Below are 15,360 nucleotides of genomic sequence, written 5' to 3'. Positions count from 1 at the left end.
AACTTAATTTTCCGAAGAATACGTTTGACTCTCTTGTGTACTTTGCATAGTGGATTCACTCGAATCTGTACTTTCAGAAGTTTGCTTGCTTTCTGTCTGGACACTAGAAAGTGACGTGCTCGATGTAGTCGACTTTGTCGTTGACGTTGTTGAGTCATTCCTTTTAGTCGAACTTTGATTTTTATCGACTGAAGAATCACTAGTTGTCGATTCCAGCACTGGTGTTATCTCAACTTTAACCGATTTAGGCGAGACGCTCATTCCTTGTTCAATAGGAATCTGAATCGTCCTAGTCGTTCGATGAGTAATTCCTGATATGTCGATAGGCACAGCGATACTATCCCCTATTTGAGCAAGTTGTTCCGTCGTCCCTGTGACTTCAGCCTCTAATTCGGAAAACTTGAAATTATAGTTCTTAATTCCTTCGCCTTTTGTCCCTTGTTGAATACCATATAGGCTAACCGTTTTTTCGGTTTGATTGCATCTGACGTGACGTTGACTTGCACTGGATCAGAAACAATACTCAACGGCTCACCAGCTGAATTTAACGCTTGTACAGATACATTACTATTCACACCATCGTCCGTTATCATTGACGGGTTGACTTTTGCAACCACTTGATGAATTTCCGCTAAAGTCTTATCTCCAGTGGTGATCGTGACCTTCGTCGGATCGACGGTTGTTTCAGTTAAATTATAACCAGAAGGCGTCGTCTCTGTTGGCAGAATAGCCTTAACTTCAAAGTCTTTGGTCACTTTCTTTTCAATTGTAACCGTGATCGTTTCCGGTTGCAACTTAGCGGTGACAGCGCTGCTTAGATTTTTGATTTTCAATGGCACTTCGTGGGTTCCTTCACCTAGATGTGCTAAGTCTGCGGTGACCCTAAAGGTACGGGTGTCTTCATTTGCCTCAGCCATCAACTGGATACGATTCGCACTAGCCAATTTGACAGTAGTAGTGTTTTCGTAACCATGGATATAATACTTATCGGTATCATATAAAAGTTGGATCGAAACATCAGAAGCTGTCTGCGAATAGGACTCGTTTCCAGATAATGTGTTTTGCATCGTTTGACCATTCGCATTGAAATAAAGAATGATACTAAACAATAACGCAACAAACCCATACAGAATACTCGTACGCTTTTCTTTTGAGATCATTTCCGATCCCCTCCCTTAGTCATTGCGTCCAAGAAAGATTGAAGCCCATTCTTTTTGTTTTTATTTTTTTCTTCTACAATTAGTTGTTTTCGTAAGATCGATAAATACTCTTCTTGCGATAACCCTGGTATCAATTGATTGTCTAAAGTGATACTTACATCTCCTGTTTCTTCCGAGACCACGATAGTTATTGCATCGCTGACCTCACTAATACCGACAGCAGCTCGGTGACGTGTTCCAAATTCTTTTGGAATCAACATACTTTCTGATAAAGGTAAATAGGCACTGGCAACTGCAATTTTTCCATTTTTGACAATAACTGCCCCGTCATGCAGCGGCGTATTGGGGATAAAGATATTAATGAGTAACTCACCAGTAATATCTGCATCCAATGCGATGCCTGTCTCAATATACTCATCTAAACCAGTATGACGCTCGATCGTAATCAGAGCACCAATCTTACGTTTCGACATATATTGAATAGCTTTATCAAAGGATAGGATCATCTTCTCGTCTTCTTGCTGTTCGCTTTTCGTTTGTTTGAATAACGAACTTCTTCCCAGATGTTCTAACCCACGACGAATCTCTGGTTGGAAGATGACGATTGCTGCAATCACACCATAAGTTATGACTTGGTTCATCAGCCATGACAGCGTGTGTAGCCCAATCAACTCAGCCGCAATTCGAATCACGATAAAGATGGCAACGCCTTTGAGCAATTGGATCGCTTTCGTCCCTCTTAGTAGCTGGATCAGTTTGTAAACCAAATACCATACGACTAAAATATCCAGTATGTTTACCAAAAAATTCAGAGAAAATAAGTCACCGGAAAACATTTGTTGCCAATACTCTAAATTAAAAAGTTCCCCGATTTGAAATGACATAAAAAGCCTCTCTTCTCTTTTGAGATTTCCCTTTAAGTATATCATATGTTTGGAAATATGAGACGATTCTGCCTATTTTTTTCAAGAAAATTACATAAATTATTCGATCGATTTTTCCGTCCTTTAAATTGTTTGCTTATCATTCACTAAATGAGATAGTTGGACCACTGAACGAAACCTCAAAACATCATTTTCGACGAGCTGCACGTTCTGCTCTTTTAGCAGCTCTTCTGGCTGCTGCTTCATCATCGATCTTACGTTCTTTTTTCTCTTTTTCTCTTTTTCGTTTCGACTTCCTCTTCTTTTACAATCGGATCAGACGGTTCTAGTTTTTCTTTAATTTTATCAAGCTGTCCAGTGAGTGAAGCATAATTGTAAAAACGAGTTTTTGCATCTAGAACCGTTTTTTCAAACAATTTTTCAGCTAATTGAGGGTTGGCACTTTCTAGTGAAGAAAACCGGACTTGCTTACGCATAAAATCGCCCATTGTTGAAAAGTCTGGTTTTTTGTAATCCAAAATCATCGGAACCTTCCCTTTTTCAATTAAACTTGGATTATAACGATAGAGGGACCAATAGCCTGATGAAACAGCTTCTTTGGCTTCTTTAATCGATTCTTTCATGCCACCCAACAGACCATGGGTGATACAAGGCGTATACGCAATGATTAGTGATGGCCCTGGGTATTTCTCTGCTTCTTCAAACGCCTTGATTGTTTGCATTTGATTGGCACCAGAAGCAATTTGAGCGACATAGACGTTCCCATAAGTCATTGCCATCATTCCTAAATCTTTCTTCGACGCATATTTCCCACTTGCGGAGAATTTTGCAATAGCTGACGTTGGCGTTGCTTTAGAGGTTTGCCCCCCAGTATTAGAATAAACTTCATTATCCAATACTAGGATATTCACATCTGCCCCACTAGCCAATACATGATCGATACCACCAAAGCCAATATCATAAGCCCAACCATCTCCGCCAATAATCCATTGACTGTTTTTGACAAAAATATCTTTGTGCTCAAGAATGGATTCCAATTCTGGGACTTGCTGTACTTCCGCTACCATCGCAGCCTGAAGTTTAGCTGCTCGTTGTTGTGTTCCTTCGCTATCGAATAAATGGTTGAGCCAGTCCTCCATCAACAGTCGAAGCGCACTCGATACTTTTGGCATGATTTCACGAACAGATTGCGCTAAAGCTTCACGACGGGTTTGAGCAGCTAGTAACATACCATAGCCAAATTCAGCATTATCTTCTAATAAGGAATTAGACCAAGCTGGACCTTGCCCACAAGCATTTGTTGTGAACGGTGATGCTGGCGAAGCTCCTCCCCATATTGAAGAACAGCCGGTTGCATTAGCGATCATCATTCGGTCTCCGAACATTTGGGTCAAAAGTTTCACATATGGCGTTTCACCGCAACCCGAGCAAGCACCTGAAAATTCAAGCAACGGTTGGTTAAATTGGGTAGCCATTACCGTATTTTTTCCTTTCATAGGGTTTTCTTTCTGTCTCAATGTCATTGCAAACGCCCAATTGACCGCTTGTTCTTTTTGTTCCTCGTAAGGTTTCATCACTAACGCTTTTCCTTTGGCTGGACAAGCCACCACACATAATCCACATCCTGTACAGTCCTCCACGGAAACTTGGATACGATATTTTAACCCGTCAGGTCCTCTCATATCACGAACGATAAATCCTTCAGGCGCTTCAGTCAGCTCTTCTTCATCAGCTAAGAATGGGCGGATGGCTGCGTGCGGACATACAAATGCGCACTCATTGCACATCGTACAACGGTCACTGATCCATTCAGGGACTTCTAGGGCTACACCTCGTTTTTCCAGCGCTGCTGTTCCTAATGGCATCTCGCCAGTTGTCATCTGGTTGGCTACTAAAGTACCTACTGACAGTTGATTTCCTTCTTGAGCATTGATTGGCGTAAAAATCTCTTTTACGTAACGTGATGTTGTCTCTTCTTTTTTGCTAGGTAGTTCTAATGATTGCCAATGTTTGGGGATTTCAACTCTATGGAGAAGTTCAAGGGTATGATCAATCGCTTGGTTATTTTTTTCTACGATTTTCATTGATTTATGACCATAGCTTTTAAGCACTTCTTCTTTCAAGAGCGGAATCACTTCTTCAATAGGAATAATGTTTGCTAATTTGAAAAAAGCCGTTTGCATGGCAGTGTTAATACGACGACCTAATCCAACTTCTTGAGCAATTTTCATCGCATTGATCGTATAAAATTGAATCTCATTTTCTGCCAAATATTTTTTTAGACGAATAGGCAGATGCGTTTCTAACTGCTCATCTGTCCATAAAGTATTCAATAAAAATGTGCCACCTTTTTTCAACCCTTTAACTAAATCATAGCTGTGCAAGTAAGCAGGCGTATGACAAGCGACAAAATCAGCATGTTCAACTAAATAAGTAGAACGAATTGGCGTGTTTCCAAAACGGAGATGGGAAATCGTCAATCCACCTGATTTTTTTGAATCATAGTAAAAATAGCCTTGGGCGTATTTGTCTGTATGATCGCCAATGATTTTAATAGCAGATTTATTTGCACCGACTGTCCCGTCAGAACCAAAACCCCAAAACTTAGCTTGATAAGTTTCAGCATCCGTTAAATCCAATGTTGGTCTTGGTGCCAAAGAATGATAGGTAACATCATCCACTATCCCGATTGTAAATCGTTTTTTCATTTGTTCATCTTTTTGCAACTCGTCAAAAACGCTGATGATTTGATCTGGTGTCACATCTTTTGATCCTAATCCATACCGCCCACCAATTATTTTAGGACAGATTGTTGCATCATAAAGTGCACTTTGAACATCTAGCAGTAATGGTTCCCCACCAGCTCCTGGTTCTTTGCTTCGATCTAATACGGCAATTGACTGTGTAGTTTTAGGAAGTTTTTGCAACAATGTTTCAATTGGGAATGGGCGATAAAGATGGATATTCAAGAAACCGACTTTACGGCCATTTTTATTCAAATAATCGACTGTCTGCTCAATCGTTTGCGCTACCGACCCCATCGAAATGATGACTTCTGTCGCGTCGGCAGCACCATGATAAGTGACTAAATCATAGGAAGTTCCACGTAATTCATTGATTGCTTGCATGTATTTTTGTACGATGCGAGGTAATTGTTCGTAATACGAATTGATCGTTTCTCTTTGCTGAAAATGAATATCTGGATTTTGATTCGTTCCACTAACAGTTGGGTGGTTAGGGTTCATCGCTCTGTTTCTAAACGCAGCAAGTTTCTCTTGATTGATTAACGATGCTAACTCGTCATATTCTAGTACTTCAATTTTTTGGATTTCATGGCTCGTACGAAAACCATCAAAAAAATTCAAGAATGGCAGCTCTGCTTCAATCGAAGCCAAATGTGCTACGGGTGCTAAGTCCATAACTTCTTGCACACTGCTTTCTGCAAGCATCGCAAATCCAGTCGATCGAGCAGCCATGACATCCCCATGATCCCCAAAGATATTTAACGCATTCGTCGTGACTGCACGACTTGCGACATGAAATACGCTTGGTAGTAATTCACCAGCGATTTTATACATATTGGGTATCATCAACAACAATCCTTGAGAAGCTGTATAAGTCGTTGTCAGCGCTCCTGTTTTGAGCGAACCATGCACAACACCAGCCGCTCCTGCTTCAGATTGCATTTCAACCACTTTAACTGGTTGTCCAAAAAGATTTTTCTTCCCACTAGCAGACCATTGATCCACTAATTCTGCCATCGTTGAGCTGGGCGTAATGGGATAGATTGCAGCTAATTCTGTAAAAGCATAAGAAATATAAGCGGCAGCTGTATTTCCGTCCATTGTTTTCATTTTTCGCATTTGTCATCATCCTTGTTCAAATTCTCTCAAATATCCCACCTATTATAACGCAAAAGCTCCTGAAAACCTACCTATTCTGTAAAAGTACTCACATGAGAAGATACATGCTTTATTAAACAAAAAACTAGTCTTTTTCCTGAAAAATGCTTAAAATGAATCTAAGAGGTGATTATACATGGATATATCTATCATTAAAGCAGATAAAACAAATACCGAAACTGGCATTCATTATGGAAACTTAGATGCTCCTAAGAAAATGGCTGAGTTTATCAATCTGGCTTGCCCTTATTGCCGTCAATGGTTCAACGAATCTTATGAATTACTCGAAGAAGCTGTAAGTAAAGGTCGTTTGCAACGGGTGATCAAACTTTTTGATAAAGAAAAAGAAAGTTTGCAACGTGGGAATGTGATGCATCATCATATTGATACATCAGACGGTCAAGTAGCTTTACGAGAAATCAAAAAAGTATTTGATTCGCAGGATGATTGGAAAAATCTTAGTCTAGCAGAAGTAGCAGATTATGCTCAAAATAAGTTAGGTCTAACTTACCAAGAAGAATCTCCTGCCTCTCAAGCAATTATAGCTGAGGCGAATGCTGCCAATATCCGTTTTGTTCCAACTGTTATTTTGGAAGATCATATTTTTGATGAATCGATCAAAAAAGAAGAGCTAATTGACTACATGAACGAGTAATAATCCTGACTATCACATGTACTTGTAATCATTATTGATCAGGATTGACACTATCGTTCCGACCCTAACAAGACCCAAGAACCCTAAAAATAGCCTAGCCTATTTTTAAGGTCCTTGGGTCATTTTTGATTGAGCGACTATCCAGATCTTAATTTAGAAAAAGATAAAAAAACGGATTGATACACCATCTATCTATCCTAAGACCTTTCGTTGACAAAGCTTCGTAAACTAGCTTGGACACGTGGGTTATTTAGATGCTGTTGCCGTTTCTGTTCGATGACATTTTGCACTTTTTCAACGGCACGAGTTGTAGTCGATGAAAAACTTTTTGGCTGTGACAATATGGGTGAGTCTACCCGTGCTTTTTTCAGACTTAGGCCCATGGCGCTAGGATCCGATTCTGAATTTCTTCTCTTCCTCTCTCCTTCTGATTTCATTTCTTGACTCTTTTCATATTTTCCTTTCACTTGGTCTGAGCTATTTGATCTAAGCTCGATTTGATGAAAACGTTTGGTCAATTCATCCATAGATATTGGTTGTAGTGGTTGGTGACTCGTGCTTTGGTACAACGGATTGTTTTTAACTAGAGATAACACTTCATCTTTATGGATAAACCGCAGTTTTCCATCGGAATTAGGAACGGAATAAAAAGAAAATTCTGTCGCAATCTCGTTAACTGTCCTCCCTTTCTTTTCTTCATTTCGGATGTAATCACATATTATTTCTTGGACCTCTTCTGGTGATAAATTATATTGATATGAAATTACTCCTATATTTTGATTCTCCTTATACTCACTAACAATGATTTCACGCAATGGATCTATTCTATTCGATTTAGTGTAGATTTGATGAAACTGGTTTGTTGATTCAGCCATAGATATTGGTTTTGGTGGTTGGATCGTGCCTTCTTGTATCAGATTTTTCTTAACTTCAAAGACCTTTCCAGATTGATGGATAAATAACACTTGTCCATCGCCTGTATGAATGGTAGAAAAATATAACTCTGCCGCAACCTCATTAATCCGTCTCCCCTTCTTTCCTTTATTTACTATGTATTCGCTTATTATATTTTGTACCACTTCTAGCGGTACATTATATTTAGCTGAAATCATTTTTATATTTTTTTCTTTTTATACTCACTAATAATAGATTTACTCAATAGATCTAAGCTATTTGGTTCAGGGTCGGTTTGATGAAACTGGTTTGTTGATTCAGCTATAGATATTGGTTTTGGTGGTTGGATCGTGCCTTCTTGTATCAGATTTTTCTTAACTTCAGAGATTGCTTTCTCAATGATAGGTGGTTCTGGGCTGTTTAATTCTGGTTGAGATTCGTTCTGAATTTTATTCACTATCTCTTGAACGGCTTCTTCGTTTATCTTTAGCGTACATGCAATTTCATTAATGGATACTCCTTTTGCAACTCCCCCCTCTACATATATCTTATAAATTTGAGCCAACGTGCAGCCATTTCTTTCCGCAATTCTTTGAATTTGATGGTACAATGCTATATAATCTCTAATATATTGATATGGAAGTACTTTTATGTCAGTTTGAGTTAAACAAAGCTGGTTACCTATTTCTTCTTTAGACATTCCCTTAATTGAATGTTGTATAATAAATTCAGCCATTCGATATCTCACCATTTCCGAAGTCCAGTCCAATTCGGTTGCAATATCACCAATTTTTATCCCTTTTCTTAGTTTCTTGACAAGCTCTTCGAAGCTTAGTTGTTCAAGTACCCTTTCTGGTTGTGTTTTTAATAATAAGGTATTTGTGTTTTTACTTTCTCCCTCTAACTTATTATTTTTTCAACTTTTTTGAAAGTCTCAAGTATCCTCGGATATCCATCTAAACTCACAGGTAATATAATATTTAATTCTTCCCGTGTATATCCTTGATGAATCTTTTTATTGCATAATCCTCTATTATCGTTTTAGTTTTTTCTACCGAAATATTCAAGCTTTCAGAGATATTCTTTATGTTTTTCTTTATTTTTAGCTTGTGAACGACCAATTTTTCCATCACATAATCTTCTGAACAACCAATATTCTCAGCAATGAGAGGGATATCACTATGCCTTTTAAAACTATTTTGGATAAATGCATGTTTTTTGTCCATTATACTAATTGAACTTTTATGTAGTCTTTCAGCTATCTGAAGTACCGAAAAACCTTGGTATATGCTACGTGCGATTTCTAAATTAAGTATCCTATAAGCATTTGGTCTACTAATCTTTAGTTGCTCGATAAGTTCTTCATGACTTATTTTATTTTCAAGTCCTTGAATGAACTCTACTCGTATTTTCTTCATTTCCTCCTTATTGTGGCGTTTTAGAAACGCTAATTTTTTTGAACTATCTTTATTGGGGCGCATCTTATGAATGGATTTTTTCATTTCAAGTGCGCCTTCGATATACATTAATTGAATCTGATCGAACGTAGAACTGTTTAACCAAGCAATATGTTGCATTGTATTAGCCTTTAACTCTACTGTAAGATAGTTGTATACATTTTTTTTCATTTGAGCTGTTGTTAACCAAAGATAGGTAGAAATGTGTTGTTTAGGGGTTCCCTTACTCGATTCACTGATAATAAATTGCGCTATTATCATTCGAATTGTTTTATGACTTCTATTCAACTCTTGTGCAATTTCCTCAATATTTTTACCTTTCTTTCTTTGGATAGCAATATAATTAATTAGATATTTATTTAATTCACTTGATGTTATTTCTTCTAACTTGTCTTTTCTATTTTCTTTGTAAAAATTAATTATTTCATTTTGTCTCCTACTTTCTACTCCTTTTTCTCCTGATTCGTTTTCCTTTTTAACTTCAAGGTAGATATTATAGACTCTTGGATTCTCAGCCAAATTAAGATGCAACATTTTATGCAATTCTTCCAGTGTGTATCCTTCCTCACAGATTTTTCGTATTGCACAATTTTCTATTATCTTTTTAGTTTCTCCTAATGAAATAGAAACACTCTTAGTAATATCCTCGATATTTTCCATTTTTTTCAGCTTTTGAATAATTATTTTTTCAAGAACATACGCCTTCGTGCCACCTATCTGCTGAGAAATGGAGTCAATCCTAGAGGAAGGTGGAATCTCAGAAATGGAATTATTACTTGAGGAATCCGAAAAACGTCTTAGAATATAGTTGTGTTTGTTTCTGTGAATTTCCTCAATGGGCTTGTGAAATCGTTCAGCTATTTCAAGTTCCGTAAATCCTTGACTTAGTTTACATGCGATTTCAAGCAATTTGATTTCAACCACTATTTTACGGGATATCTTCAAGCTATCTGCAATTTCTTCATCTGTTTTTCCTTGTTCATAACCTTGAACAACCTTGGCTCTCAGTATTTTATTCAGATATTTCATGATACTATTCTCCTTTGTTTTTAGTAGCAATAACCGTTATCAATGGGACTTGCTACTTACTTTTTAACATATTAAAGGACACTGATTAGAACTTTTTTTGGAAATATAATAAAAAAAGATTCTGAGACAAATACTTGTCCCAAAATCTTCATTAATTAAAAATTAAAAATTTTTTCACTTAACTTGCTTCTTCGCGCAACTTTTCTGCAAATTCATTAATCTTTCTGATTCGATGATTGATTCCGGATTTAGAGATCGCTCCTGATGGAATCATTTCTCCTAGCTCTTTTAAACTGACTTCTGGGTGCTTTAATCTCAATTCTGCAATTTCTTGCAATTTTTCTGGTAGTGCAGTTAATCCAACTCTACTTTCAATCAATTCAATATTTTCGATTTGTTTTGCTGCAGCATCAATCGTTTTATTCAGATTGGCTGTCTCACAATTGACAAGTCGGTTGACTGAGTTTCGCATATCACGTACGATACGGACATCTTCAAAGCGCAACATCGAATTCGTCGCACCAATTAAGGTTAAAAAGTCAGCAATTTTCTCTGCGCCTTTTAAGTATGAAATATAGCCGTTTCGACGTTCCAATGTTCGAGCATGAAGACCATAATAATTTAACATATCACAAATGTCTTGATTATGTTGTTCATAAATGGAGAAAATTTCTAAATGGTAACGACTAGTTTCAGGGTTATTGACTGAACCAGACGCCATGAATGCTCCTCTTAGATAGGATCGCATTTTTTGTGCATTTCCTAAAATTTCATCAGATACATGCCCATTGAACATCATTCCGTCCATGATATCTAGATCCATCAGTACATTTTTCGTTCCTTGTTTCAAACGAACGATATAGACATTATTCTTTTTCAATTTCATTTTTTTTCGAACGAGTAACTCGCTTCGGACATTATAATGATCTTTTAAAAGAGAATAGATCCGTCTGGCGATAGCTGCATTTTCTGTTTGAACGTTTAAGATAAATTGTTGATTTACAATCCCTAAAGATCCATTCATTCGCAAAAGTGCAGCTAATTCCGCCTTTGCATGTTCGCGGTGAACTTCAAGTCCAGTAAGTTCTTTTTTGACATCTGCCGCAAATGACACCCTATTCTCCTCCTTTCTTTTAGTAACCTACCGTTTAATATTTGGAACCAAAAACCAAACGAAATAGCTCTTCCACAACTTTTTCACCATCATGGAAGACACCTCCATTTTTTAATTCTAAAAAGTCAGTCGAAATCACTCGACAACCTTCATTCCGTAATCCATGAAAATCATGGGTTACTTGTACGAGGTATTCATCGTAAATTTCAGGATCCATATAACCTGCTGGTACTTTTTCTGTGTTAACTAAAACAGTATCAATAAATGGTCGTTTCAAATGTTCATGCAACACCCGAATATGATCAGCATCTGTAAAATGTTCTGTTTCACCTTTTTGTGTCATGATATTACAAATATACACCACTTCGGCTTCTGTTTTAGCTACTGCTTCTCCAATTTCTTGGATGACCAAATTAGGTAAAATGCTAGTAAACAAACTACCCGGTCCTAAAACGACCATATCTGCCTCCATAATGGCAGAAACAACTTTTCGTGCTGGTTTGGCTTCGCTATCATCCGTGGTATTTCGCACATAGACATGATCAATCGTTTTTCGATCGACCGCAATTTTTGATTCCCCCACCGCAGTAGTACCATCTTTAAAAACTGCATGGAGTGTTAATGGTGTTTCAGAAGAAGGATAGATATGACCGTCCACATGCATCATCTTAGATAGGAGTTGTACTGCTTCGTATGTACTTCCTCTCATTTCTGCGACAGCGGCAATGATCAAATTACCGATCGTATGATTGGCTAAAAATTGATCTTCTTTTTTAAAACGATACTGAAAGATATCTTCATAAAATTGTGGCATATCCGACAATGAAACCAACACATTCCTCAAATCGCCAGGGGGCGCCATCGCAATTGATTCTCTGATTGCACCGCTACTGCCCCCGTCATCTGCGACAGTTACGATTGCTGTAATATCAGCCCCTTGGTTACGCAAGCTTTTTAAAATAACCGGTAAGCCTGTGCCACCCCCAACGACAACGATTTTGGGCTTTCTTATACGGTAAGTTTTCATCTTCACGAGCGATTCACCGTCTCTTTCCGTTTATCTTTGTCACGGTGAGTCACATTGACTTTATAATTTTCTTTCAAAGCACCTGATAAACGTTCTGTTAACGCAACTGAACGGTGTTGCCCTCCGGTACAGCCAATAGCAATCGTCAAGCTGCTTTTACCTTCTTTGATATATCCTGGTAAAACCGTCTGTAATAAATCTAAAAACTTATTATAAAACAGCTCAGTTTCATCAAATGACATCACATAGTCATAAACTGGTTGATCTTTTCCTGTCAAAGGTCTTAATTCAGGAATATAGTGGGGATTTGGTAAAAAGCGTACATCCATCACGATATCTGAATCAATTGGCAAGCCATATTTGAATCCAAAGGAAACAAATTCGATTCGAAAGCCTTGATCGCCTTTGGTCTTAAACGTTTGATTGATTTTTTCCCTTAACTGACGTGGTGTTAAAGTCGTCGTGTCTATAATGACCGAGGCCTGCATCTTTAGATCATTCAATATCGCACGTTCTTTACGAATTCCTTCCGTGACTAAACCGTTCATTGCCATTGGATGGGTACGTCTTGTTTCCTTGTATCGTGCGACTAATTCTTCATCGGATGCATCTAAAAATAAAATCGACGTATCGATAAAATCCGTATTCTCAATTTCGACTAACATATTTTGGATTTCTTCAAAAAACGAGCGTGAACGCAAGTCTACCACTAATGCCATTTTCGTCACTTTACCCGATTCTTTGATCAATTCCCAAAACTTTGGAATTAGATTTGGTGGCATATTATCAATACAGAAATACCCCATATCTTCAAAACTTTGAATAGCGACCGTCTTCCCAGCGCCACTCATCCCTGTGATGATTACTAGTTGTAAATTATCAGCCATATCAAACGGCCCCCTCTCATATCTCTTCCTAAAATTATATCACTTCCGGGCGTATCATTACCAGTTAAACATTCTTAAAAATGAAGTTGCCGATAAAAATAGGGACAAATACCACTGTAGGTATCCGCCCCTAATCTTTGCTCATAAAAGTTTTCAACTTGATATGGTAGCTTGTCGGTGTTGTAAGGCACGGGCGATCGTTTGATCAGCTAAGATTGACTGTGCGTCAATGACGGGATATTCATTTTCCCCTACATACTCTTGCATCAACGATAATTCTGTACAGCCTAAAATAATTTTCTCGCAATCAAATCGCGCCACCGCTTCTGCCAAAATTTCGTAGTATAGTTCTTTGTTTAAATAATCTGATTCTTTGATATCATGATAAATCAAATGGTTGATTTTCGCCTGAAGTTGAGCATCAGGAATGACAGCCTCAAAGCCTAGCTGTCTCACTTCCTTTTCATAAATTCCAGCTTTCATGCTACCTTCCGTACCTAGGATGGCTACTTTACCAGTTGTATTTTGTCTGACAAGCTCATTTGCCGCTTCTCGTGGCATATGAAGAATCGGAATCTCAGTGGCTGCTTGAAGTTCATCAAAGAAATAATGAGCTGTATTACACGTTAAAACGATAAAATTTGGTTTGAGTAAATTTTGTTTTTCAACATCATCTAGTAGGTAAGGCATTGGACTTTCTTGTTCCCTATCTAAAATATAAGCCGTTCGATCAGGAACTGTCGCATGATTAAATAATACATAATTTAAATATTCCTGATCTTTTGAGGCTTTGGTTCGATGATTGATTAGACGGACAAAACTCTCTGTGGCCATCGTTCCCATTCCGCCCAAAATACTAAAAAAGTTTTCCATGAATCAACCTTCTTTCACATGAAAGTATTTTTTAAATCGAGGAATGTAATTTCTAAACATATACTTCATCAATAACCAGCGTTTGAGCGAACGATCTTTCTCATAAAAAACAGTCGTTCCATAACGATTTTCTTTAATCATTTTTTCTGCAACTTTTTTGTCTTCATTTGCTTTTGCATAAGTTAAAAAGACCTTGTTAGGTACACCCATCCATAATTTTGCTTGATCCGATTGGCTTGTCCCATAGGTAGTCCCTGTGAATGGAACTTCAAATACACGGTCTTCTGTCACAAATTTTGCTAAATTCAAGCCATTAAGAGTGACAAAGAAACTGCTTCTTCCCTGACGAAGGTTGATTTCAAAAAGTTTGTATTCACCATCTCTTGGATCGTATTTCATATCAAAATTCGCAAAACCAGTATAGGAAATATCTTCTAAAAATCGTTTAATCGTTTGATAGATCTTTTCATTATAATCTGGCATGATCACCACATAATTACCAATCGAAGCTGGTGTTGGATCTTCTAGTAATGGGTGACCTAAACACATCATTCTTACTTGATGGTTTTCATCGACATAAGCATTTAACACACGCATATTACTATCATCCCCAGGAATGAAATCTTGGACGATCATTTCACTTGTATAACCTGCTTCGTAAATACGACCTAAGATCAAGTCAAATTCTTCACGATTATCGATAATAAAGGCTTTTTTTCGACCTTCAAATTGGACAGATAAGTATTCTACGCTGTTTGCCGGCTTTAATGCCACTGGAAAGTCAAATGGTAACTCTTGATTCAAATGCCCATCAACTAACATTTCTTTTCTAACAATCAACGTTTTGGGATAAGGTAACTGGTATTCCTCGCAAACTTCATAAAAACTAACCTTATTAATCAGACGTTTAAATAACGAATAATCGATGTAAGGACAAATAAAATACTTTGAGAGTTCTTCTTTATGCTGAGAAATCAGTTCTGCATAGCCATCTCCACATGCAATCAAGAGATACTTCTTCGTTTGATCTGAATATTTCTCTCTTGCTAAACGTAACATGGACTCAATAAAGACCGGATCTTTATCAAAACCAGGAATTACGTCTACTTTGACAATTTTGCTATAGCGAGTTGGTGCCAACTGATTTGATGCATACGCCTGGCAAACTTTGCCATACGCTTCATGAAATGAACGTGCCATTCCATAGACATTCATGTCGCTACCCAATAAAATAGGAATAAATTCTTCGTTTACATTACTGTTCATCATTATCTCTCACTTACTCATAATCTCTAGTTTTCTTTTTCAACTACACAAGGAATATCATACCATAAAGAAAAAAGCAATCAAAGGAATCTCCTCCGATTGCTCAATTCTTTTTTGAACGGATTGAACTTATAGGAAGTTTTTATCTATACCAATTAGTGTAGAAAGAACTACCATGTTTCGTATTTTAGTCTATACTAGTCAATAAAACA

10 protein-coding genes and 2 pseudogenes are annotated in these 15,360 nt (G+C 37.5%); 1 reads left to right on the top strand and 11 read right to left on the bottom strand.

What is annotated here, in order from left to right; genetic code table 11:
- Positions 1-3: 3 nt before the first annotated feature.
- The 3 genes and pseudogenes from EHR_RS09925 to nifJ form a co-directional block, all read right to left on the bottom strand.
- Positions 4-1,160, bottom strand: a pseudogene (locus EHR_RS09925) (CdaR family protein).
- The gene (cdaA, locus tag EHR_RS09920) at positions 1,157-2,044 is read right to left on the bottom strand and encodes a diadenylate cyclase CdaA (RefSeq protein ID WP_010737735.1); all 888 of its coding nucleotides are present in this window, start codon (positions 2,042-2,044) and stop codon (positions 1,157-1,159) included. The pseudogene EHR_RS09925 and the gene cdaA overlap by 4 nt, the downstream one beginning before the upstream one ends.
- A gap of 187 nt (positions 2,045-2,231) precedes the next feature.
- Positions 2,232-5,907: pseudogene (gene nifJ, locus EHR_RS09915) on the bottom strand (pyruvate:ferredoxin (flavodoxin) oxidoreductase).
- A 175-nt stretch (positions 5,908-6,082) separates the two neighbouring features.
- On the opposite strand from nifJ, the gene EHR_RS09910 reads away from it, so the two are divergent.
- Positions 6,083-6,601: a thioredoxin domain-containing protein gene (locus EHR_RS09910; RefSeq protein WP_010737737.1), complete on the top strand. Its 519-nt coding sequence runs from the start codon at positions 6,083-6,085 to the stop codon at positions 6,599-6,601.
- 197 nt (positions 6,602-6,798) lie between these two features.
- Here EHR_RS09910 and EHR_RS09905 read toward each other — a convergent pair whose 3' ends face one another.
- The 8 genes from EHR_RS09905 to EHR_RS09870 all read right to left on the bottom strand — a co-directional run bounded on the left by EHR_RS09905 (position 6,799) and on the right by EHR_RS09870 (position 15,151).
- Positions 6,799-7,713, bottom strand: a complete 915-nt coding sequence (locus tag EHR_RS09905) for a hypothetical protein (RefSeq protein ID WP_014834604.1) — start codon at positions 7,711-7,713, stop codon at positions 6,799-6,801.
- A 2-nt stretch (positions 7,714-7,715) separates the two neighbouring features.
- On the bottom strand, positions 7,716-8,231 hold the full coding sequence (locus tag EHR_RS09900; protein WP_014834603.1) for a hypothetical protein: 516 nt from the start codon (positions 8,229-8,231) through the stop codon (positions 7,716-7,718).
- Positions 8,232-8,475: 244 nt separating this feature from the next.
- Positions 8,476-9,981, bottom strand: a complete 1,506-nt coding sequence (locus EHR_RS09895) for a hypothetical protein (protein WP_014834602.1) — start codon at positions 9,979-9,981, stop codon at positions 8,476-8,478.
- 178 nt (positions 9,982-10,159) lie between these two features.
- Positions 10,160-11,095 (bottom strand): DNA-binding protein WhiA, encoded by a 936-nt coding sequence (whiA, locus tag EHR_RS09890; protein ID WP_010718951.1) that lies wholly within the window; start codon positions 11,093-11,095, stop codon positions 10,160-10,162.
- A gap of 34 nt (positions 11,096-11,129) precedes the next feature.
- Positions 11,130-12,128: a gluconeogenesis factor YvcK family protein gene (locus EHR_RS09885; RefSeq protein WP_010718950.1), complete on the bottom strand. Its 999-nt coding sequence runs from the start codon at positions 12,126-12,128 to the stop codon at positions 11,130-11,132.
- Positions 12,125-13,009, bottom strand: coding sequence for an RNase adapter RapZ (rapZ, locus tag EHR_RS09880; protein WP_010718949.1), 885 nt, complete (start codon positions 13,007-13,009; stop codon positions 12,125-12,127). The genes EHR_RS09885 and rapZ overlap by 4 nt, the downstream gene beginning before the upstream one ends.
- A 153-nt stretch (positions 13,010-13,162) precedes the next feature.
- Positions 13,163-13,882, bottom strand: coding sequence for an amino acid racemase (locus EHR_RS09875; RefSeq protein WP_010718948.1), 720 nt, complete (start codon positions 13,880-13,882; stop codon positions 13,163-13,165).
- A gap of 3 nt (positions 13,883-13,885) precedes the next feature.
- Positions 13,886-15,151: a D-aspartate ligase gene (locus EHR_RS09870; RefSeq protein ID WP_010718947.1), complete on the bottom strand. Its 1,266-nt coding sequence runs from the start codon at positions 15,149-15,151 to the stop codon at positions 13,886-13,888.
- Positions 15,152-15,360: the final 209 nt, after the last annotated feature.

This window comes from Enterococcus hirae ATCC 9790 (genome assembly GCF_000271405.2).
Lineage (GTDB): Bacteria > Bacillota > Bacilli > Lactobacillales > Enterococcaceae > Enterococcus_B > Enterococcus_B hirae.
This window is presented reverse-complemented; position numbering and strand designations above follow the sequence as displayed.